At 57.8% G+C, this 21104-nt stretch carries 22 protein-coding genes; 10 read left to right on the top strand and 12 right to left on the bottom strand.

Annotated elements, in window-relative coordinates; genetic code table 11:
• Positions 1 to 206 precede the first annotated feature (206 nt).
• From glpX to ACP8IT_RS04550, 4 genes are all read left to right on the top strand, one after another.
• On the top strand, positions 207 to 1220 hold the full coding sequence (gene glpX, locus ACP8IT_RS04565; protein WP_490290482.1) for a class II fructose-bisphosphatase: 1014 nt from the start codon (positions 207 to 209) through the stop codon (positions 1218 to 1220).
• 108 nt (positions 1221 to 1328) lie between these two features.
• A complete protein-coding gene (locus ACP8IT_RS04560) occupies positions 1329 to 2729 on the top strand; it encodes a class II fumarate hydratase (RefSeq protein ID WP_490290481.1) in 1401 nt (466 codons plus the stop codon).
• A gap of 218 nt (positions 2730 to 2947) precedes the next feature.
• Positions 2948 to 3571, top strand: a complete 624-nt coding sequence (locus ACP8IT_RS04555; protein ID WP_126318716.1) for a TetR/AcrR family transcriptional regulator — start codon at positions 2948 to 2950, stop codon at positions 3569 to 3571.
• The gene (locus ACP8IT_RS04550; RefSeq protein WP_490290480.1) at positions 3565 to 5133 is read left to right on the top strand and encodes an MDR family MFS transporter; all 1569 of its coding nucleotides are present in this window, start codon (positions 3565 to 3567) and stop codon (positions 5131 to 5133) included. Before ACP8IT_RS04555 ends, ACP8IT_RS04550 begins: the two co-directional genes overlap by 7 nt.
• Before the next feature lie 175 nt (positions 5134 to 5308).
• Here ACP8IT_RS04550 and ACP8IT_RS04545 read toward each other — a convergent pair whose 3' ends face one another.
• The 4 genes from ACP8IT_RS04545 to ACP8IT_RS04530 form a co-directional block, all read right to left on the bottom strand.
• Positions 5309 to 5887, bottom strand: coding sequence for a GNAT family N-acetyltransferase (locus tag ACP8IT_RS04545; protein WP_005280037.1), 579 nt, complete (start codon positions 5885 to 5887; stop codon positions 5309 to 5311).
• A 78-nt stretch (positions 5888 to 5965) separates the two neighbouring features.
• Positions 5966 to 7330: an RNA 5'-3' helicase PhoH2 gene (phoH2, locus tag ACP8IT_RS04540; RefSeq protein ID WP_490290479.1), complete on the bottom strand. Its 1365-nt coding sequence runs from the start codon at positions 7328 to 7330 to the stop codon at positions 5966 to 5968.
• Positions 7331 to 7568: 238 nt separating this feature from the next.
• On the bottom strand, positions 7569 to 8168 hold the full coding sequence (locus ACP8IT_RS04535; protein ID WP_330919333.1) for an LGFP repeat-containing protein: 600 nt from the start codon (positions 8166 to 8168) through the stop codon (positions 7569 to 7571).
• A 154-nt stretch (positions 8169 to 8322) separates the two neighbouring features.
• Positions 8323 to 8997 (bottom strand): LysR family transcriptional regulator substrate-binding protein, encoded by a 675-nt coding sequence (locus ACP8IT_RS04530; RefSeq protein WP_005280034.1) that lies wholly within the window; start codon positions 8995 to 8997, stop codon positions 8323 to 8325.
• A gap of 35 nt (positions 8998 to 9032) precedes the next feature.
• Here ACP8IT_RS04530 and ACP8IT_RS04525 point away from each other — a divergent pair, with 35 nt between their 5' ends.
• Positions 9033 to 9437, top strand: a complete 405-nt coding sequence (locus ACP8IT_RS04525; protein ID WP_005280033.1) for a DUF5997 family protein — start codon at positions 9033 to 9035, stop codon at positions 9435 to 9437.
• Here the strand turns inward: ACP8IT_RS04525 and glyA are convergent.
• Entirely contained in the window at positions 9434 to 10717 is a 1284-nt protein-coding gene (gene glyA, locus ACP8IT_RS04520; protein ID WP_490290478.1) for a serine hydroxymethyltransferase, read from the bottom strand. The genes ACP8IT_RS04525 and glyA overlap by 4 nt on opposite strands.
• 119 nt (positions 10718 to 10836) lie before the next feature.
• On the opposite strand from glyA, the gene coaA reads away from it, so the two are divergent.
• Complete coding sequence (gene coaA, locus ACP8IT_RS04515) at positions 10837 to 11763, top strand: type I pantothenate kinase (RefSeq protein ID WP_023017688.1); 927 nt, start codon at positions 10837 to 10839, stop codon at positions 11761 to 11763.
• Between the two features lie 3 nt (positions 11764 to 11766).
• Here coaA and ACP8IT_RS04510 read toward each other — a convergent pair whose 3' ends face one another.
• The 3 genes from ACP8IT_RS04510 to mca are packed head-to-tail and all read right to left on the bottom strand — an operon-like array spanning position 11767 to position 13761.
• Positions 11767 to 12537, bottom strand: a complete 771-nt coding sequence (locus tag ACP8IT_RS04510; RefSeq protein ID WP_278722661.1) for an isoprenyl transferase — start codon at positions 12535 to 12537, stop codon at positions 11767 to 11769.
• An 18-nt stretch (positions 12538 to 12555) separates the two neighbouring features.
• Positions 12556 to 12867 (bottom strand): hypothetical protein, encoded by a 312-nt coding sequence (locus ACP8IT_RS04505; protein ID WP_005280029.1) that lies wholly within the window; start codon positions 12865 to 12867, stop codon positions 12556 to 12558.
• Between the two features lie 3 nt (positions 12868 to 12870).
• Positions 12871 to 13761: a mycothiol conjugate amidase Mca gene (gene mca / locus ACP8IT_RS04500; protein ID WP_023017686.1), complete on the bottom strand. Its 891-nt coding sequence runs from the start codon at positions 13759 to 13761 to the stop codon at positions 12871 to 12873.
• Positions 13762 to 13853: 92 nt separating this feature from the next.
• On the opposite strand from mca, the gene ACP8IT_RS04495 reads away from it, so the two are divergent.
• From ACP8IT_RS04495 to ACP8IT_RS04485, 3 genes are all read left to right on the top strand, one after another.
• Positions 13854 to 14324, top strand: coding sequence for a DUF4307 domain-containing protein (locus ACP8IT_RS04495; protein ID WP_005280027.1), 471 nt, complete (start codon positions 13854 to 13856; stop codon positions 14322 to 14324).
• Positions 14325 to 14444: 120 nt separating this feature from the next.
• Positions 14445 to 14966, top strand: coding sequence for a transcription elongation factor GreA (gene greA, locus ACP8IT_RS04490; RefSeq protein WP_005280026.1), 522 nt, complete (start codon positions 14445 to 14447; stop codon positions 14964 to 14966).
• Positions 14967 to 15022: 56 nt separating this feature from the next.
• Positions 15023 to 15295, top strand: a complete 273-nt coding sequence (locus ACP8IT_RS04485; RefSeq protein WP_005280024.1) for a hypothetical protein — start codon at positions 15023 to 15025, stop codon at positions 15293 to 15295.
• Between the two features lie 63 nt (positions 15296 to 15358).
• Here the strand turns inward: ACP8IT_RS04485 and ACP8IT_RS04480 are convergent, their stop codons facing one another.
• The 3 genes from ACP8IT_RS04480 to ACP8IT_RS04470 all read right to left on the bottom strand — a co-directional run bounded on the left by ACP8IT_RS04480 (position 15359) and on the right by ACP8IT_RS04470 (position 19198).
• Entirely contained in the window at positions 15359 to 17023 is a 1665-nt protein-coding gene (locus ACP8IT_RS04480; RefSeq protein WP_005280022.1) for a hypothetical protein, read from the bottom strand.
• Positions 17024 to 17329: 306 nt separating this feature from the next.
• Entirely contained in the window at positions 17330 to 18055 is a 726-nt protein-coding gene (locus ACP8IT_RS04475; RefSeq protein WP_023028592.1) for a hypothetical protein, read from the bottom strand.
• Positions 18056 to 18424: 369 nt separating this feature from the next.
• A complete protein-coding gene (locus ACP8IT_RS04470) occupies positions 18425 to 19198 on the bottom strand; it encodes a Bax inhibitor-1/YccA family protein (RefSeq protein ID WP_035108611.1) in 774 nt (257 codons plus the stop codon).
• Between the two features lie 456 nt (positions 19199 to 19654).
• On the opposite strand from ACP8IT_RS04470, the gene ACP8IT_RS04465 reads away from it, so the two are divergent.
• Positions 19655 to 19789: a hypothetical protein gene (locus tag ACP8IT_RS04465; RefSeq protein WP_005280019.1), complete on the top strand. Its 135-nt coding sequence runs from the start codon at positions 19655 to 19657 to the stop codon at positions 19787 to 19789.
• Between the two features lie 335 nt (positions 19790 to 20124).
• Here ACP8IT_RS04465 and ACP8IT_RS04460 read toward each other — a convergent pair whose 3' ends face one another.
• Positions 20125 to 21018, bottom strand: coding sequence for a tyrosine-type recombinase/integrase (locus ACP8IT_RS04460; protein ID WP_490290590.1), 894 nt, complete (start codon positions 21016 to 21018; stop codon positions 20125 to 20127).
• Positions 21019 to 21104: the final 86 nt, after the last annotated feature.

The raw sequence follows: 21104 nt of genomic DNA, 5'->3' as shown, positions 1-21104 counted from the left end.
TCGCATGAGCCGCCGTGAAAGTGCCACATGCCTCCCGCGTGCGCACATTCGCGCCGTTAATGCCGCCAATAACAAGGAAAATCCCCACAAAAGGGGCCCCAAATCGGACCTATTGGCGCCAAAAAGTGCCAGAATAGGAAAAGTAGAACACTAAGCGCGTGGGAATTACCCCCACGGTGAGAACACATGGAAGGCAACCACTACACATGTCCGAAAATACTTCTTATTTGCCCGACCGTAACTTGGCCATGGAGCTGGTGCGCGTGACCGAAGCCGCCGCCTTGGCCTCTGGCCGCTGGGTTGGTCGTGGCATGAAGAATGAGGGCGATGGCGCGGCAGTCGATGCCATGCGCAAGCTGATTAACTCCGTGGCGATGAAGGGTGTCGTCGTCATTGGCGAGGGCGAAAAGGATGAGGCCCCGATGCTCTTCAACGGCGAAGAGGTCGGCACCGGTGAGGGTGCGGCGATGGACATCGCCGTGGATCCCGTGGACGGCACGCGGTTGATGGCTGAGGGCCGCCCCAATGCCATTTCCGTGATCGCCGCCGCTGAGCGCGGCACCATGTATGACCCGTCCGCGGTCTTCTACATGGAAAAGATCGCCGTGGGCCCAGAAGCCGTCGGTTCCATCGATATCAACCAGTCCGTGCAGTGGAATATCGAGTCCGTGGCCAAGGCGAAGGGCCTGCGCACCGCGGATGTCACCGTGGTGGTTTTGGACCGCCCGCGCCACGAAAAGCTCATCCAGGAAATCCGCGAGGCAGGCGCCAAGGTGCGCCTCATCATGGACGGCGATGTGGCAGGTGCCATCGCTACCTGCCAGGATTCCAACTCCATCGACATGATGATGGGCATTGGCGGCACCCCTGAGGGCATTATCACCGCCTGCGCCATGCGGTGTATGGGCGGCGAAATCCAGGGCAAGCTGTGGCCAAAGGATGAAGTGGAAGCAGAAAAGGCCCGCGCCGCCGGACACGACCTGGATAAGGTCTTGGGCACCAATGACTTGGTCTCCTCCAAGAACTGCTACTTCGCCGCCACCGGCGTGACCAACGGTGACATGCTGCGCGGTGTCTCCTACCGCAATAATGGTGCCTCCACCCGTTCGCTGGTCATGCGTTCTAAATCCGGCACCATTCGCTACGTCGATTCCTTCCACAAGCTAGCTAAGCTGCAGGAATACTCCGTCGTGGACTACTCGGACCCCACCAAGAACTAAACCTCACCCCCAAATGGCGGGGCGGGCTTGGGCTTTTCGCGCTCTAGTTTTTAGCTTTTCGCCATACTGGGGGTAGACACACACATTCAATTAACCGAGGTGATTTTCATGACCGAATACCGTACCGAACATGACACTATGGGCGAGGTTAAAGTTCCCGCCGATGCCCTGTGGCGCGCACAGACCCAGCGCGCGGTAGACAACTTCCCCATCTCCGGCCGCGGCCTGGAAAATGCGCAGATCCGCGCGCTCGGCCTGCTCAAGGCTGCATGCGCACAGGTCAATAAGGATTCCGGCAGCCTGGATGCGGAAAAGGCAGACGCCATTATCGCCGCTGCGAAGGAAATCGCAGAAGGCAAGCACAACGACGCCTTCCCCATTGACGTCTTCCAGACCGGTTCCGGTACCTCTTCCAATATGAACACCAACGAGGTCATCGCTTCCCTGGCACATAAGCAGGGCGTCGAGGTTCACCCGAACGATGACGTCAACATGGGCCAGTCCTCCAATGACACCTTCCCCACCGCTACCCACGTAGCGGCCACGGAAGCAGCCGTCAATGACCTCATTCCGGGTCTGAAGGTCCTGCACGAGTCCCTGACCAAGAAGGCGAAGGAATTCGCGGACGTCGTCAAGGCCGGCCGCACCCACCTCATGGACGCCACCCCAATCACCCTGGGCCAGGAGTTCAGCGGCTACGCCCGCCAGGTAGAGCTCGGCATCGAGCGCATCGAGGCTACCCTCCCGCGCTTGGGCGAGCTCGCCATCGGCGGTACCGCCACCGGCACCGGCCTGAATACCTCCGCTGAGTTCGGCGGCAAGGTGACCGAGGAGCTCAAGCAGCTCACCGGTGTTGAGAACTTGAAGGAAGCAGAAAACCACTTCGAGGCACAGGCTAACCGCGATGGCCTCGTAGAGTTCTCCGGCGCCATGCGCTCGGTGGCCGTGTCCTTCAACAAGATTGCCAATGACCTGCGTATGCTGGGCTCCGGCCCGCTGACCGGCCTGGCAGAAATCCACCTGAAGGACCTGCAGCCTGGTTCCTCCATCATGCCGGGCAAGGTCAACCCGGTTATCCCTGAGGCGGTTACCATGGTGGCCGGCCAGGTCGTGGGCAATGACGCAGCCGTTGCTTTCGGCGGCGCACAGGGCCAGTTCGAGCTCAACGTCTTCATCCCGATGATGGCGCGCAACGTGCTCGAGTCCGCTCGCCTGCTGGCCAACTCCGCCCGCGTCTTTGCTGAGAAGTGTGTCGACCACATCGAGGCCAACGAGGAGCGCATGAAGCACTTCGCGGAGTCCTCCACTTCCATCGTGACCCCGCTGAACTCCGCTATCGGCTACGAGAACGCTGCAAAGGCCGCAAAGCACGCCCTCAACGAGAAGATCACCGTCCGCCAGGCCGTTATCGACTTGGGCTTTGTTGACGGCGAGAACCTCACCGAGGAAGAGCTGGACAAGCGCTTGGATGTATTGAGCATGACCAACCGCGAGCGCGACAATATCTAATCTCAGCCGCTTTTAGCGCTGTAACCCCGCTCGGAAATCACTTCTGAGCGGGGTTTTCGCATGCCTGGGAACATGACCGGGTACGGGAAGTGCGCGCAAAGACAGGGGCATCGGCAAGCGCATGCTGTGACCCCCCACCATAAATTCAGCGTACACATCTACAAAATCACCCGTTTTGCACTTGGTGCAAGTTTGCACCGAGTGTAAAGTTGCATTCTGTGCAAGAAGAACTATCACTACGCGAGCAGAAACGCCTAGAAACGCGGCTACGCATTGAGGATGCCGCCACCGAATTGGTGGATAAGCATTCCTTTGGCGAGGTCACTATTGAAGAGATCTGCGAACTAGCCGGTATTTCTCGGCGCACGTTTTTTAATTATTTCGATTCGAAGGAATCCGCCGTGCTTGGGGCGCCAAGCGCTGACTTCACCGCGGAAATGCGCGAGTATTTCCTCCACGAGCCCACCACCAACATCATGGAGCTCGTCCTTAACCTGGTGGAACAGCACATGGAGGGCCATCACGTTAATCCCACGATTCGGGAGCGACGCAAGCGCATTGCTAATGACCCAGAGGCGGCCGCCGCCTCCATTAGCCGCAAGCGGGCGAAATCCATCGAGCTTATTGGGCTCATTGAGGAGCGCCTTGACTGGGAACCGGAACTGCGCGTCCTCGAGGACCATTCCACGGCAACGGAGGCCATGGTCATCGCCGGAGTGGTCCGCGAGGCCCTCTGGCTTTCCATCGCCGCTCCCGATAGCGATTGCAGCCACGCCCTGAGTTCGCGTCTGAATGATTCACTGATGTTGATTAATGATGTTATGAAAGGAATCCGATGGTAGATACAGCCGAAAAGGCTCCTGCGCAGGGCCAGTCGCGGGCGGATAACCTGGGGCTCATTTTCTCTGCGCTGGTGCTCACCATGTTGATGAGCTCCCTGGGCCAAATGATCTTCTCTTCCGCTTTGCCAACGATTGTTGGTGAGCTTGGCGGCGTTGACCACATGAGCTGGGTCATCTCCGCATTCCTTGTCACCATGACCATCGCCATGCCGATTTCCGGCAAGCTAGGTGACATGCTGGGCCGCAAGTGGCTCTACATTGGCGGCATCGCCGTCTTCGTCGTGGGTTCCGCCATCGGCGGTTTTGCCGATTCCATGACGGTGCTCATCATCGCCCGCGCCGTGCAAGGCTTCGGCGCTGGGTTCATGATGATTTCCTCACAGTCCATCATCGCCGAGGTCACCTCCTCCCGTGAGCGCGGCAAGTTCATGGGCATCATGGGCGGCGTCTTCGGCCTGTCCTCTGTCCTTGGCCCCGTCTTGGGCGGCTGGTTTACTGATGGCCCCGGCTGGCGCTGGGGCATGTGGATGAATATCCCGCTCGGCCTGCTGGCCATGGTGGTCTGCATTCTGGTGCTCAACCTGCGCGTGGGCCAGGCCGATATGAAGCGCTTTGACTGGCTCGGCGCCACCTTCATCGCCATTACCACCGCCTCCCTTATCCTCATGACCACCTGGGGCGGCACCGAGTACGACTGGGATTCCACCATGATCCTCACCTTGGGTGCCATCACCCTCGTCGGCGCGATCATTACCACCATCGTGGAATTGCGCGCTGCCGAGCCGCTCATCCCGGTGCGCCTCTTCAAGAACCGCAACATGGCCCTGACCACCCTATCCGGCGTCATCTTGGGCCTGGCCATGTTCGGCGTGCTGGGCTATATGCCCACCTACCTGCAGATGGTCCATACCCTATCGCCCACTAACGCGGGCCTGATGATGATTCCGATGATGATTGGCCTTATCGGCACCTCCACCGGCGTCGGCTTCATCATCGCCCGCACCGGCCGCTACAAGATCTACCCCCTCATCGGCCTGGCCATTACCGCCGGCGCCCTGTTCTGGATGTCCCGCCTCTCGGTAGACACGTCCCTCATTCAGCTGGGCTTCGAATTCCTCGCCTTCGGCATCGGCCTAGGCATGGTGATGCAGGTGCTCGTGCTCATTGTTCAGAACTCCTTCCCACTGTCCCAGGTGGGCACGGCCACCGCGGCGAATAACTTCTTCCGCCAGATCGGTTCTGCCCTGGGCGCTTCCCTGGTTGGTTCCATGTTCATCAACAATATGCAGGATGAGATGGCCAACCGCCTGCCGCAGGCCATCCAGCAGCTGGGCCCCGAGGGCGCGGCCTATGCTGAGAAGTTCAATAACGCCAATGGCAATGCCAATAGCCTCACCCCGGATATGGTCTCTTCCCTGCCAGAGCCCCTCGAGCAAGCGATCCTCAATTCCTATAACGATGGCCTCACCCCGGTCATCGCGCTGATGGTCCCGCTCGTCATCATCGCCCTGATCGTCCTGCTTCCCCTGCGCGAAGAGCGCCTGAGGGAGACGATCGATTAAGGGAGCTGCATGCGCTGCGCGGTAGCCTGCCGCTTGCCGATGCCCCCATCGAGTCCGCCCTCTGCTACCCACCCGGCGGCCTCGCGAAGTAGAAAACGACTAAAAGCCGTAGCGACCGAGATTATTAATTCCCTCGGTATCGCTACGGCCTTCGTGGTTACTAGACACAGTGTATTTAGCGGTTCTTTTCCTCCGGCTTGGGGAGCAGGAGCTCGTAGACATCGGTATCGCGCCACTGACCGGCCAACTCGCCATAGGTCATCTTGGCCATGTGGGAGTAGGTGCCGACCTTTTCAAAGCCGCGGGACTTGTGCAGGCCCGCAGAGCCTTCATTTTCCGGGAAGATCCAGGAGTGGATGGCCCACTTGTGCAGGTCCTTGCACACCTCAATGAGGCAATCGAGCAAGGCCCCGGCGATGCCACGGCCTTGGGCATCAGATCCCAAGTAGATGGAATCCTCCACGACGCCGTGGAAGACGGTGCGCGAGGAAATCGGGGCGGCCGAAACCCACCCCAATACCTTGGAATCATCGTCCGCCTCAACGGCTACGTGCACCGAAGCCATGATCTTGGAGTTCGTAAACTCCTCGTAGGTCAAGGAACGGGTCTCATAGGTGGCATGGCCGGTTTGCAGGCCCTGCTCGTAGATCTCCCGCATCTGCGGGTAATCGGCCGACGTGAAGGGCCGGATACGGAAATCCTTTTTCTTTTCGTCCGCAGACGTTTGCTTGGCGTTCTCGCTCATAGGCACCATTATTACTGGTCTTGGGTGATTTTTGCCATATAAATTTGATTAAATTCGCTGTCTGCGAACACGCTTTCATCCCTCCCCTTAGCCATTGCCCTCCAACAGATCCGTTACCAGCTCCGCAATGGCAGAGCGCTCCGAACGCTGAAGGGTAATGTGTGAGAAGAGCTCATGGCCCTTGAGCTTTTCGATGACCGCCTGTACCCCATCGTGGCGGCCCACCCGCAGGTTATCGCGCTGGGCAACGTCATGGGTGAGCACTACTCGCGAACCTTCCCCCAAGCGCGAGAGCACTGTGAGCAAAACATTGCGCTCCAGCGACTGCGCCTCGTCCACGATAACGAAGGCATCGTGCAAAGAACGGCCGCGAATATGGGTCAGCGGCAGGACCTCGATGAGACCGCGTTCGTGGATCTCCTCGAGCACATTTTCAGAGACTAGACCTTCCAAGGTGTCATAGACCGCATGGGCCCACGGGTTCATCTTCTCTGATTCGGAGCCCGGCAGGTACCCCAGCGATTGCCCGCCGACGGCGTACATGGGCCGGAAGACCACGATGCGGCGATGTTCACCGCGCTCTAAGACCGCCTCCAAGCCGGCGCATAAGGCCAGCGCGGATTTGCCGGTGCCTGCCCTACCGCCGATGGACACGATGCCAACCTCCGGGTCCAACAGGAGATCGAGGGCGATGCGCTGTTCCGCCGAACGACCCTGCAGTCCAAAGGCATTTCGATCGCCGCGTACCAGGCGCACCGCCCCGTCCGGCATGATGCGGCCCAGAGCAGATTGCGCGCCGGCTACCAAGGTGATGCCGCAGTGCACCGGCAGGTCTTCCACCGGGGTGTCATCGTCCGTGACGGCCCCATCGAGCAGCACTTCCCCATCGCTGTAGAGGGCATCGATGACATCCGTGGTGGTATAGGCGGTGGCCATACCGGAGTACCCGGTCAAAATGACATCCTGGGCGTGGTATTCATCGGCCGGCACGCCCACGGCGCCGGCCTTGACGCGCAGCGGTACGTCCTTGGTCACTAGGACCGTGTCCTTGCCCTCGTGCGCGAGGTTCAAGGCGCAGGCCAAGATGCGGTGGTCTCCTTCCGGACCGCGGAATGCGGCCGGCAAGAGCGATTGGTCTTGGTGATTGAGCTCTACCCGCAGGGTACCGCCGGCCACGTTGACCGGAACGGGTTGGTCAAGCGCCTCATAGGTAGCGCGCAGCTCTTCCAAAAAGCGAAGAGCTTGGCGGGCGAACCAGCCAAGCTCCGGGTGATGACGTTTTCCTTCCAATTCAGAGATAACCACGACGGGAAGGACAACCTCGTGTTCGGCGAATTTTCGCAGCGCCCACGGGTCAGATAATAAGACCGAGGTATCAAGGACGTAGGTCTTGGTAGCGACGTCATTTTCCGTGGTGCCTAGTGGAGTAGAAAGTACAGAGGGGCGAGTCATGGTGGCAGGAATCTTCCTTTGTGAAACGGTAGAAAGCTGTTCTTCCTTGTCTATCTCCCCCAGGACCGCTAATGATCGCGATCCTTTAGGGGTTGCCACCCAACCTAAGCACCCAAGGTTGAAATCACATGGGTGGAAGATGAACTTTAAGAAAACGACAAATCCCTGCGGGAAAACCCGCAGGGAAAGTGACGAGAGTGTTCGGCGTGCCGCTTGGGCAGGCGCCGAATTTTAGCCTTTAGGCCTCGATATCAGCCTTGAATTGGCCGTCTTCACCCTCGGTCCAGGAGATGGTGCCGTTGCTAAACTCTTGGGTCCAGCCGTTTGCGTCGGTTGCGTCAGCCTCTGGGTTGGTAGGCAGGCCAACGGAGGCGTCGAGGCCGCCCTCGTTGACCCAGGTCTCAGCAATCTTGCCGATGACCGGCTGTGCGCCAGTCTCCTCAGAGTAGACCAAGTGCTTGCCACCCTCGAAGGTAGCCAGGGTGCCCTTATCGGAGGACTCTACGCTCTGCACGTCGCCCCACTCAGCCTGCTTTTCCTCGATGGCGGCGGCGAGATCAGCCGGAACTTCCTCCTCGCCATGTGCGGTGGTGATGGTCTGGGTATCGCCCTTGGCGCCCTCTGCATTATCGTCTTTAGAGCCGGTTGCCTCTGCGGCAGCGGAACCAGCGGCATCGGTAGCATCGGATGCGGCAGAACCAGCAGCATCCGAGGCGTCTGCGGCTACGGAGCCAGCGGCATCCTTCGCGTCATCGGCAGCATCCTCTGCATCTGAGCATGCTACGAGAGCAACGGAGAGGGTTGCGGCCGCGAAGCCACCTGCGATACGACGAGTCATCTTGCGCATTTCTAGATCTACCTTTCGATTTTCAGCCGAAAATTAGTTCACTGTAGTTTTAGGCCGCCGTTGAGGCGAGCGCAGCCCACCGTAGACCCCAAGTGCACTATGTCGCCACTCTGTGCACCGAGGTTTGCGCGGTTCAGGTTTCAGTTCATCGCCGTTTACGCTGCTTAGGGCGCTTCTTTTGTTTCTGTAACGGATTGTTAACAATCCTTCGAGACTGTTTGGCTTTAGCTTTTTCGCGGGCCGTGCGCTTCGGCTTCTCCTGCCTGGAGGAGCGGGCGGTACGCCCCTTAGCGATGCCCACAAAGTCCTGAATTGCCTCGCTATCCTCCGCCTTTCGCCAGACCAAGGCAATTTCGGTGACCGGCACCTCGCTGCCCTTCAGCGCAAGCGGAACCACCTGTTTCTTGCTGAGGATTTTTAGCAGCGGCAGCGGTGCGATGGCGATGCCCACATTGGCCGCGACCACCTGCAGGGCCTCGCGCACGGCGGCGATATCGACCTCACCGGCATCGGTGAGGCGGTAGTTAAGGTGCTCATCGGAGACATCGGCAAGCGCAAGCGCCTCGCCCACCTCCGCATAAACTGAATCTTTCGGGACCGCAATGCCAGGGGCCTCCTCATAAAGGCGCACCACGTGGAAAGAGTCATCCACCCGCGGATCCGGCAGGCGCGTTAGCGCCAGATCCACGTGACCTGCGAGCAATTCTGCCATGCTGTCATCCGCATCGACGGTGGATAAACCGCCGTGGGCAGTATTGTCCTGAAATCTCTGAAACCATTTTCCAGGTTCCGTACCGGTCACAAAGGCTAAGCGCAGCATGGAGCACAGTCTACTGAAAGTGCTACGGTTAAACCGTGAGTGAACAACATAACCAACAGCAACCGTCCGGTACCGCGATGCGCGCGCAGACCGCCGCTAAAAAGCTGAATATCTATCTGCCCGCCGCGCCTGAAGAATTTCAAAATAGCGCGGTCAGCCACGAGGAACTGCGCGAGCTGCAGCACAATCCCCCGCAGTGGCTGCAAACGCTGCGCCGCAAAGGCCCCCACCCCCGGCAGGAAGTTGCCCACAAACTGGGCATTTCCGTTACCGCGCTAAAGAAGAATGACATGGATAAGCCGCTGACCACCGCGGAAATCAGCGAGCTTTTGGAAAAGCAGCCGGAGTGGCTGCAGCAAGCCCGCGCCACGCTGGCGCAGGCTCGCGGCCACGACGTCCACAAGGACGCCGCAGAGGAGTCCTCAGAAGATAAGGACTAAACCAGCTTCCAGTCCTCGAGGCCCTCATACAGCGGGTAGTCCTCCGCGATCTTATCGACGCGCCGGCGAAGTGCCTCGACATCGGCATTATTGCCCTGTGCCAAGGCGGTACCGATGACATCGGCAACCTCGGTGAAGGCTTCCGCATCGAGGCCACGGGTGGCCAGGGCGGAGGTGCCGATGCGCAGGCCCGAGGTGACCATCGGCGGGCGAGGATCGTTCGGGACCGCATTGCGGTTGACGGTGATTCCTACCTGGTGCAGGAGATCTTCTGCCTGCTGACCATCGAGCTGCGAATTGCGCAGATCCGCCAGGACGAGGTGGACATCGGTGCCGCCGGAGACGACGTCGACGCCAGCTGCCCGCGTATCTTCCGCCAAAAGGCGATCGGCCAGAATGCGGGCACCCTCGAGGGTGCGCTCCTGGCGCTCCTTGAATTCCTCGCTGGCCGCAATCTTCATGGAAATGGCCTTTGCCGCCACCGCGTGCATCAGCGGTCCACCCTGCTGGCCGGGGAAGACATTGGAGTTCAGCTTCTTTGCGTACTCCTGCTTGGCCAAGATCATGCCGGAGCGCGGACCGCCCAAGGTCTTGTGCACGGTGGTGGAGACGATATCGGCGTGCTCGACAGGGTTCGGGTGCAGGCCCGCGGCAACCAGACCCGCGAAGTGGGCCATATCAACCCACAGGTAAGCGCCCACCTCATCGGCAATTTCGCGGAAGGCCGCGAAATCCAGGGTGCGCGGGTAAGCGGACCAACCGCCGATGATAACCTTTGGCTTCTCCTTAAGTGCCTGCTCGCGCAGCTTATCCATGTCCACGCGCATGGTCTCTGGGTCCACGCCGTAGGCTGCGACATCGTAAAGCTTGCCGGAGAAGTTCAGCTTCATGCCGTGGGTCAGGTGCCCACCGTGGGCCAAGGACAGGCCGAGGATCTTATCGCCCGGTTCCGCGATGCTGGCCAGGACTGCGGCATTAGCCTGCGCGCCGGAGTGTGGCTGCACGTTGGCAAATTCCGCGTTGAAGAGCGCCTTCGCGCGGTCGCGGGCAAGATCCTCAACGACGTCGACGTGCTCACAGCCGCCGTAGTAACGACGCCCCGGGTAGCCCTCGGCGTATTTATTGGTCAAGACAGAACCCTGTGCCTGCAGGACGGCGCGCGGCACGAAGTTCTCAGAGGCGATCATTTCCAGGGTCTCGCGCTGGCGGGAGATTTCTCCCTGGATAGCGCCGAAAACATCTGGGTCAAGATCGCGCAGGTCAGTATTGAAAGAAGCCATATAAGACTAGTCCTCTTCTCGGTAGGAAGCAGTATGAGCCATTACATATCATAACCTTTCGGCTACCTTACAGGGGGCAAATTTTTCATTCCCTTGTTACGGCGTGCGACAATTAAGCCATGGCGCGCAACCTGGATTCGAGCCCCTACCTCGACTTTGACCGTGAAACCTGGCGTGAACTACGCAAATCGATGCCGCAGGTGCTGACAGAAAACGAGCTTGAAGAACTTCGCGGCATCGGTGACCGCATTGATTTGGACGAGGTCGCAGACGTCTATCTCCCCCTCTCCCGCCTTATCCACATGCAGGTCACCGCCCGGCAGCAGCTCACCGCCGCCACCGAGGCCTTTTTGGGCAACCCGCCCACGCACGTGCCCTTCGTCATTGGCGTGGGCGGTTCCGTGGCCGTGGGTAAATCCACCACCGCCCGCCTCCTCCAGGTGCTCTTGCAGCGCTGGGACTCGCATCCGAAGGTGGATCTGGTTACCACGGACGGATTCCTCTTTCCCACCCAAACGCTTAAAGAGCGCGGGCTAATGAAGCGCAAGGGTTTTCCCGAATCCTATGACCGCCGCGCGCTCATGCGCTTTGTCACCGACGTCAAGTCCGGAAAGCCCGTGGTCAAGGCGCCGCTGTATTCGCATATCACCTATGACATCGTCAAAGATCGCTACCAAGAGGTCAACCAGCCCGATATTCTGATTTTGGAGGGCCTCAACGTCCTTCAGACCAGCCCCACCCTCACCATTGCGGATCTCTTTGATTTCTCCGTCTACGTCGATGCCCGCACGGACGATATTGAGCAGTGGTACATCGATCGCTTCCTCACGCTGCGCAATACCGAATTCCGCCGGCCGAATGCGCACTTCGCCGCCTATGCGGATATGGATGATGAGCAGGCGCGCGCCCAAGCCCGCGAAATTTGGCAATCCATTAACCTGCCGAACCTGGTAGAAAACATCCTGCCCACCCGCGTGCGCGCCTCGTTGGTATTGAAAAAGGGCTCGCATCACCTCGTTGAAAAGGTACGGATGCGAAAAATCTAGCCGCTACTTGCCAAAGCGGCGCGAACGCTGGGAATAATCACGCAGCGCGCGCAGGAAGTCTACCTTCCGGAACGCCGGCCAATAGGTATCGGTGAACCAGATTTCTGAATAGGCCGCTTGCCACAGCAGGAACCCGGAAAGGCGCTGCTCACCGGAGGTGCGGATCACCAAATCCGGATCCGGCAGGCCCTTGGTATACAGGTGTTCTGTGATCGAGTCTGCGGTGACTCGCTCCGCCATCTCGGCCGCGCTGGTGCCCTTTTCGGCCTCGCTGCGCACCAATTTTTGGACGGCATCAACGATTTCTTGGCGCCCACCGTAGCCCACAGCCACATTGACGATGACGCCCTGGTTATCCTTGGTTTCCTCTGCGGCATCGACCATGCGCTGGGTTACCGGCGCGGGCAATAAATCCAAATTGCCTACAAGGCGCACCTGGCAATCCAAATCTCCCCGGGACAGGTGCGTGACCACATCAGAGATGATGTCAAAAAGCAGCTGCACTTCCTGCTGGCTGCGCTTCAAGTTCTCCGTGGATAAGAGGTAGATGGTGACTACCTTAATATCGGTATCGCGGCACCACGCGATCATCTCTCCGATTTTCTTCGCACCCTGGCGGTGGCCATGGCTAATATCAGTAAACCCGGCTTCCCGCGCCCAGCGGCGGTTGCCGTCAGCCATGATCGCCACGTGCTTCGGCTGTGGCCTGCCCTTGATAAGCCGCACGAGGCGCGCTTCATACAAGGGGTACATCAGCCGCTTGAGAAATGTCACGTTGTTTACTCCAGCCGGCTAGAAAATCGACTTCTTGCGGTTATCGTAAAGGCCAGCTTCCTTCAGCGCCGCATCCACTGCCTCTTCATCGAATGGATCGATCCCGTGGTCTTCAGCGAACATGGTACGCCGGCGAAAGCGCGAAAAGCGGCGGTGGAAGTTCCAGCCCGCTACCAGCACGGCAACGCCTAGGATGGCCAAGATAAGCAGCCCGATGGGCGAAGCCTTACCAAACTCAGGGCCCATTGGTCCGCCCTCAGCACCTTCTGTGCCTTGCGCAAGAACAGTGACATCGTGCGCAGCAAGGAAAAGGGAGTCATAGACGCTCATATTTTAAGTCTCCTCGTTCTTTTCAATGCCCGCAAATAAATCATTTTCCGGCAGAGACGTCGATACTCGGGTCTTGGCTAGCTCAAACTCCTCCGTCGGCCACAAGCGCTGTTGGACCTCCACGGAGGTGGCCAAGAATGCACCGGCCGGATCGATCTGCGTGGCGTGCGCCCGCAGCGCATCGTCGCGGTTTTGGAAGTAATCGGCGCACTCCACCTGAGTGGTAACGCGAGCCATAATATCGCCAAAAGCAGTATCCCAACGCGCCAGCATAGGGCCATACGGGCTGGGCTTTCCCTCCTCAAGGAGGAGATCGTGGAACATCTTCATGCGTTGGTACACAAAGCCATGCGAGTAGTACAGCTTCAGCGGCTCCCAGGGCTCTCCCAATTCTGGGTGGTAGTCAGGGTCGCCTGATTTGTCCCACGCAATCATGGATGCTCGGTGAACCATAAGGTGATCCGGGTGCGGATAGCCGCCATTTTCGTCATAGGTAATGATGACCTGCGGGCGGAACGAGCGAATAACGCGCACCATTTCCTGAGCCGCTGCATCATCGCCCATCAGGGCAAAGCAGCCTTCCGGCAAGAGGTCTTCCATGCTCTTGCCTTCCTCGGGATCTGGCAGGCCGGAATCTACGTGGCCTAACCACTGGTGTTGGACCCCAAGCGCGCGGGCTGCCTTAGCCATTTCCTCGCGGCGTACCTCAGCCATGTTTTCCTTAACACCAGGACGGTCCATAGCCGGGTTAATAATGTCACCGCGTTCACCACCGGTGCAGGTCAGCACCATTACATCCGCACCTTCTGCAGCGTAACGGGCCGTAGTCGCAGCACCCTTGGAGGATTCATCGTCCGGGTGTGCGTGGATTGCTAGGAGGCGAAAGTCGCTCACTGAAAATCCATCCCCTTTAAAACTAGCTTTTAGAACAGATCACTATCTTAGTAGATAATGGGAAAATGGTACTCCTCGGTTAAAGTAGGGCTATGACTTCCGCCGGAAATTCTCGCTCCGCCGCGCGCTACGGCTCGCGCGATAAATCACAAAAGAACTCTGGTAGCTGGACCAATAAGGCGCTGGTGTTGATTTTCGCCGCCATGCTCGTCACCCTTCTTTACTACGGTTTCCAGTATTTTCGGGAAAAAGAATCCGTCAATGCGCAGATCTCTATGGTCACCCAGGAGGTTCTCAGTGATGACACCACGCGCGTCTGGGTCGATGTGACCCGCAATCACACCGATGAAGACGCCTATTGCATCGTGCAGGCCTACGATTACTCCAAATCCGAGGTGGGCCGCCGCGAATTCGCCGTTCCTGCCGGCGGAAATGAAACCCACCGCATTGCTGTCGATGTCCCCACCAATGCCCGCGCCGTCGCCGGTGGCGCCTACGGCTGCTCCGGCAATATCCCGGATTACCTGGATATGGACAATCCCGACTACGCGGAAAGTCGCTAGCCCCATGTGCTAGGATTTGTACAGCCTAGAACTGGGCATTTGCCTGGTTGCATACTTAACTTCGGTCCCGCCATCATCGCGGGACTTTGACCACTATTCCACAGCACGGAAGGTTTTAGAATGGCTGAGCAGCAAAAGCAGTACATCACCCCAGAAACCAAGGCAAAGCTCGAGACCGAGCTGCAGGAACTCATCGATCACCGCCCTGAGGTTGCGGCGGAAATCAATGAGCGCCGCGAAGAGGGCGACCTGAAAGAAAACGCCGGCTACGATGCCGCCCGCGAGATGCAGGACCAGGAAGAGGCCCGCATCAAGCAGATTTCTGAGCTGCTGGCTAACTCCACCACCGAGCGTGGCACCATGCAGGAAGGCGTTGCCTACACCGGCAGCGTCGTTCACGTGTACTACAACGGCAACAAGGACGATAAGGAAACCTTCCTCATCGGTACCCGCGCCGCTGCGACCGATAACAAGGACCTGGAAACCTACTCCGAGCAGTCCCCGCTGGGCGCCGCCATCATCGGTGCACAGGAGGGCGAAACCCGCGAGTATTCCGCGCCAAACGGTAAGACCATCTCGGTGACCATCGAGTCGGCTGCCCCATACGATTCCGCCAAGGCTGCCACCCCGCGCGAGTCCTAATTTCCTCCGTCCACCCCACTACCGCCTTCACTACTCTGGAGAAAGAGCACATCCCCATGAAGAAATTCTCCCGTTTCGCCACCGCTGGATTAGTATTTACCGCCGGCCTTTCCTTGGCCGCCTGCCACCCGCCGAACGAGCAGGATTCTGAATCCGGCAAGATCGACAACGCATCGACCTTTACCGGCGAGGCACCGGCACAGAAGAATGCTGAGACGTCTTCCTCTGCTGCTACCACCGAGCCTGGCGTGGATCCGGAGGGCCTGCAAAACGGGGTCGAGGAACCTGAGCAGCTGCCAAACGCTACCGCGACACAACTGCCGCAATAAAAATAAAAGAATTGGGCTGAGGGATACTTTCCTTCAGCCCTTTTTCTTTCCCCAATTCACTACCTAGGATTCTCGCGCCCAATTGCCGATGACCCCAGGCACGACCGCCGGCGGCTCGCCCAACAGATCCCGCTTATTCGGTTCGCGCTCAACCTGCGTGGTTACCGCCTTCACCCGGTTCTTGTCATTTCCCTGACCCCGAGTTCCCATCATTGGTGCAAAGGCGCGCATGCCAGCGGCCGGTCTCCCGGCACCGGATTTAACACCGGTGCTATTGGCGGCGCCTCCCCCGCGGACCACAGCTTCACGCGCAGCGCCCCGTTCTAGGTGTCCGCGGCTACCGTTACCGCCGCTGCTATTGCCAGCGGCTTCACCTGCGGCCCGAGGAAGCGCGCCTCCCACGCCGCGGGCGCCGACACCCTCACCGGCACCACCGCGCAAGCCTGCTCCGCCGCGCGCAGCGGTTCCGCCACCTCCCAAACCTGGGGCGGAATTTACGAGTGCGCCCATATTTCCACCTGCTCCAGAACCAGGCCTTCCGCCCGTACCGATGGCCCCGCTGCCAAGCCCGGCCAGCGAATTGAATCCGCCTCCGCGAAGCGCACCAGCGTTTCCGCGTCCAGTTCGCCCGCCGAGGCCAGGACCGCCCGCTGCAGCGGCAATACCGGTTCCTGTGCCTACCCCGGATCCGGCTCCGGTACCAGAACCTGTTCCACGTCCAGCACCAAGCGGTGCTCCCATCCCGGTAGAACCGAGTCCACCGCTACCGCTGCCAGCTCCAGCACCGATACCCGCGGTACCGGGAGCGGCACCTGCCGTTGGCATAGATCCTAAGTGGCCATGCGATGCCGTCGCCCCAGGAAGTGAGGCCCCACTGGTTGCGACATCGCGACCGCTGATATCTATACCGTCGCCCACACCTAGCTCAGAAAGCGCCCTTCTGCCATCTGCATGCAATTGCTCCTGGAACGCGGCAGTTTCCTCTGGAGTCATGCCGACGGACTCCAAATCGTGGACCGTACCATTAGCCACGTCAAAGTTTCCTGGGCCCACATCGCCCCGAGCAATAGCTTCCTGAATTGCACGCGGCCAGACGACGTTATCGGTGTTGTATTTCTGGCCATCGCCCTCCACACCTGACAAACCAGCATCTACGCCGCCGCCTCCAGAGGCCGGCGACTGTTCCATCAGCGGATGTTGATTGGGCATTGCGTCAATGGCAAACCTCTGGAGGTCCGGCTGCAGCTTTGCCAACGCTGCCTTCTCTGCGACTTTTCGCTTCGCTGGGTCAGGGATTTTCATAATATCCATCGCCATGGCCATCGCCGAAGGCTGAATCATCATCAACCGCGAGTGGAACCCAGTAAGCTTTTCTCCCATTGCTGCGGCATTGGCCACAAAGTGCTTTCCCGAGGCTGCCACTTCCCTAATCTTCGCCGCCGCGCGCGACGTCGTTTCGCTGTCATTCTCACTTTCCAGGGACCCTGCGGCTTCTTCAAGCCCGCTGACGATCTCCCGAACCTCAGAACCTAACGACGCCCAACGCGCATTAGCTTCAGACACACTCCAAATCTGCGTTGACATCAAGTCCGTCGCCAACTTGGTAATCGATGTGCCGACGTTAACTACCGGAGGAGTAAAGGCGAAGGGGCTATACCCCGGCTCCGGCTGGTCCATAATCGGCATCGATTCAACGCCAATCTCACCACCCGCATCAGCGATATCCATCGCCCTACTATTTGCATTTTCTTGGGCTTCAAAGCCTCGCGCTTCTCGGGCAAGAGCCTGCGACAACCATTCAACTTGCGAGGCGTAGTCTAGGAGCGTCCCCTTAGCCGAACCTGGGTCGGTGGTGAGTGCCCTTTCATGCACACCCCCTACGTGATCAATGCCCGACACATTCGAAAATCCCGAATTAAGTGGGCTGTTCACTCGGTCTTTTAGCGACTGAGCTCGTCGATACAGCTCGGATATTATGCTGGTATTCCGCTGTAGATTTTTGACACTAACAAGCATGTTTCCCCCAAAACACGATTATTTTTTGAGATTAGTAATTATGTCAGCAGCCAATTGACATCTTTTCATTGGACTCGAATGTGGCGTGACATCATTTATGCCGATTATTATCGTCCCTCGGCTAGTTGAAAGATATCCATTGCACTGGGATTCTTTAAAGAGTTCAGAGTTAAAGAGGTGGATACCTTCGCTATCCGCGGTTTCATCTTTTTGTCGAAGGTCTTCATTTAGCCCTAGCTCTTCGAATGAAGTTGAATCGCTAGCTGCGGATACTAAAATATTTTCCGAAAAATTCCTCCCGTTCGATGCGATATTACAAAAATAGTGCCCAGATTCTTTCCGATAATCAAGGATCTTCGGCTCAAGGCCAATTTCTTCCAGCCTCTTCGGAGCAATCTCCGTACATGGATCGAATAGCTCGAAATCTAGATCAGCAGGATCAAATTCTCCCGGTGGCGGCAGTACCCCGGAATCCTCATCTCCCGTGGCGCCGGTCTCCCCCCGAAGACCGGCGCCGGCCCTCGAATGCTCGCCTTCGGGGTGTTCCGAATCCCCCGGATTGTCTTCCACATCATCCCCCTGGCTCCCGTTGGCATCACCCGCGCCATCGACTGAACTAGTGCCATCAGTTTCTGCCGTCATCGCGGCATCTTCTGATGCGCTCTTCGAGCCGACTTCCGCAGCGCAGCCACTCAGCGCGACCGAGCTGACTACCAGCGCTGCTACGGTTGCCTGACGTTTCACAACAATCCTTCGGTTACTCCTTTTAGACGAGCTGGAACGAGAAGAAAATAGAGGAGAGAACTCTCTACCTTCCGGTTTCCCGTTCCCGCCACATAGCATGCATGAATCGTGCAAGAATTTCTCGTTGAGAGCGCAAATTAGTCAATATTTAACTATCTCATTAGTCTCATTCGCCACATTTAAGTGTTTTCAAATGGTGAAATTAGCTGCTCATTAGCTGTCTTTAGCCTGAAAGCCCGCCCCTGCCCGGCTAAAGGCTAAAGAACGGCTTAATACCCCCTGAATTACCCCAATAATTACACGCCCGTAAGCCAAAGGAAAACACAAAAATGGCCCGCACCGAAGTGCGGGCTGAAAGCGCGAAGAGGCTTAGTTGCGCTGAATGTAGCTCAACAGGCGAAGGATTTCGGTGTAGAGCCAGACCAAGGTCACGGCCAAGCCAAGGGCTACGCCCCATGCCTGCTTGGCAGGAGCACCGGCACGGATAAGGCGGTCTGCTTGGTCAAAGTCAGTCAGGAAGGACAGAGCGGCCAAGACAATGCAGACCAAGGAGAAGATGATGGCGAGGGGGCCACCATCGCGCAGCGGGTTGAAATCGAAGAAGATGGCACCCAAGAAGTTAGCGAGAGCCATCACCGCGACACCTGCAATGAGGCCGACCAAAATCTTAGTGAACTTTGGAGTGACCTTTACTGCACCAGTCTTGTAGACGATCAGCATGCCGATGAACACGCCGATGGTGCCGACGATTGCCTGGCCAATCAGTGCCATGCCATTAGAACCACCGATGGTGCTGTTGGCGAAGACGAAGGAGAAGCCACCAACGAAAAAGCCTTCGAATACTGCGTAGATGAGGGTCGCAGCCGGGGAACCCCACTTACGGCCAAAGGAGGCCACGAGTACGGTGATGAATCCGCCGATACCGCCGACCAGCATAAGCATCATGGCGGTGCCCGGGTTCATGGTGCCTAGGTAGAAGTTGATAGCAGCGGCCACGATAATGATGCCGAGGGTGATGCCCGTCTTGGTGACGACGTCATCCACGGTCATGGGGCGAGGGGCTTCGCTCGCGTAGCCGGAGCCGGGGTTCTGCTGCTGGCTAGTTTCAGTCAGCGAGGTCATAACCGGATTGCTTGAACGCACGGTTGTCCTTTCTCAGTGATGTACGAATCATCTTTCTCATGTAGATCAACGTCATCACGCCTCACAAAGTTCCTCATTTAGAATAATTTGTTCAAGATTCCAAGAAATTTATTGCTGGACCGGCCCCTCCTGTGACCTGTCCCGAGTTTTGTTGCTAGGAACTTGCTCTCGTGTCGGGTGAGCCGCCGGAAAGGTTCTCGGCGTAGAACCACAGCTGATTGCCAAGGATTTTCTGACTACAAGGCGGTCCACTATGGTGAACAGCTCCTCCAGGGCTCTAGCGGCCCTATTTCCTGCCGCTCTGCTATCAATATTTCGCTAGCCATCACTCCCTGTCAGGTGCACCGCGGATTTACTATCCGCAGTTTCGATATAAACTTAAAAGAGGCATCTTCTTCATGAGCTAATCCTCGTGTGCCTAGACAGTCATACTTCGGCTGAAAGTGAAGGAATATCTTGCGATTTACACTCATTTCCATTGCCACAGCAATCATCATGACGCTGGCGGGCGCTAGCGCATTTTTCATCCCTGCATTCATCGCAGTCGGAATTGCCATCGACGGCAACAACCGGAAAAACCGTACAGCCTAAAATTATTGACGCGGGTTCAGACAAGGAGCTGTGTACCGGCCAGGATATAGGCTGCACGCGTCTTTGGCTCGCAGATGAGGTGTGCGAATGGCATGCGAACAGGCTAGGCTCTCCCAGCCAGTTCAAACGCTAGGCTCAGCCATACGAAAAGTCTCGAGACACCTTAGGAGCGGTGTCTCGAGACTTCACACGGTGCCCCCAGTGGGACTCGAACCCACACTGAATCGGACTGAACTCTAAGTCATGCTCAGGTTATTGAGCGTTGTCTAGTCTAATTATTGCAGGTAGAAAGTCCGTTAAATCCGAATAGCCCTAAGAATTTTGGCTATTTCCAGCTATTTTTTGGACACTTTTTGGACACCATCTAGTGCTGCATTCACTAAATCGCCAATGGGGACGCCACTGTCATTGCGTTGGACATACACCCGTTCCGTCAACAAGCTCGACGAGTGCCCCAACACTTCAGCAGCCTTAGCCGGCCCCAATTCCTCGTAGACAAGACTGCCTAACGTCTTCCGCAGCGAGTGAATTGTCACCCAATCAAATTCATCGCCGCGCCACTTCCTAAGCCACCTGTTGAAGTTGTTCTCCCACAAGTACGTGCCAGCCCCGGACGGGAACACCATCTCTAAGGCTCCGTATTGTTCCTTTCGGCGCTGCAGAATCTCAACACACGTTCGGGACAATTGAATCGGGCGAGAAGCGTTAGCGGACTTTCCCTCTTCTTGCCGAATCAGCCCTGTGTCTTTCGAGTAGACCATTGAGCCACTAACTCTAAGTATTGGTGGTTCACCTTCTAAGCTAACGTCACTCCACTTAATTCCTAGAACCTCGCCGGCGCGCAATCCGGTGGCTAAGCTAACGTCCACCACGTCCCGGAGCGTTTCATTCCCCGACCTTGCAATCTTCGCTCGAAACTTTGGAATCTCTTCCCTCGTTAGGGCTCGGACTTCTTTTTGCTCAACGGTAACCGGCTCGACTACTTGCATCGGGTCGGACGGAATTAGCCCGTACCTCGTAGCCATTTTGAACGCGCCTTTTAGGACGGTTCGGACATTCGGTGCAACACCCGAAGGCAGTGCCTGTAACCAGTTATTCAGGAAGGAGGGCTTAACCTCTCGAATCCGCATTTCTCCGAGCGCCGGGACGATATGACGGTGGATTGAATTGCGGTAGCGGTCACGGGTTTGGGGGCGAACCTTGTTTTTCGTCTGTATCCAATGTTCCATCAAATCGGAGACTGGACTCGTCGTTGTTAGAACCTCCGAATCGGAAGTTCCTAGCCTCTCCGTGCATTTCTCTTTAACGCCGTTGA

Source organism: Corynebacterium sp. LaCa_23 (assembly GCF_058182375.1).
The sequence above is the reverse complement of the archived record's forward strand: the minus strand, read 5'-3'. Positions and strand labels throughout refer to the sequence as shown.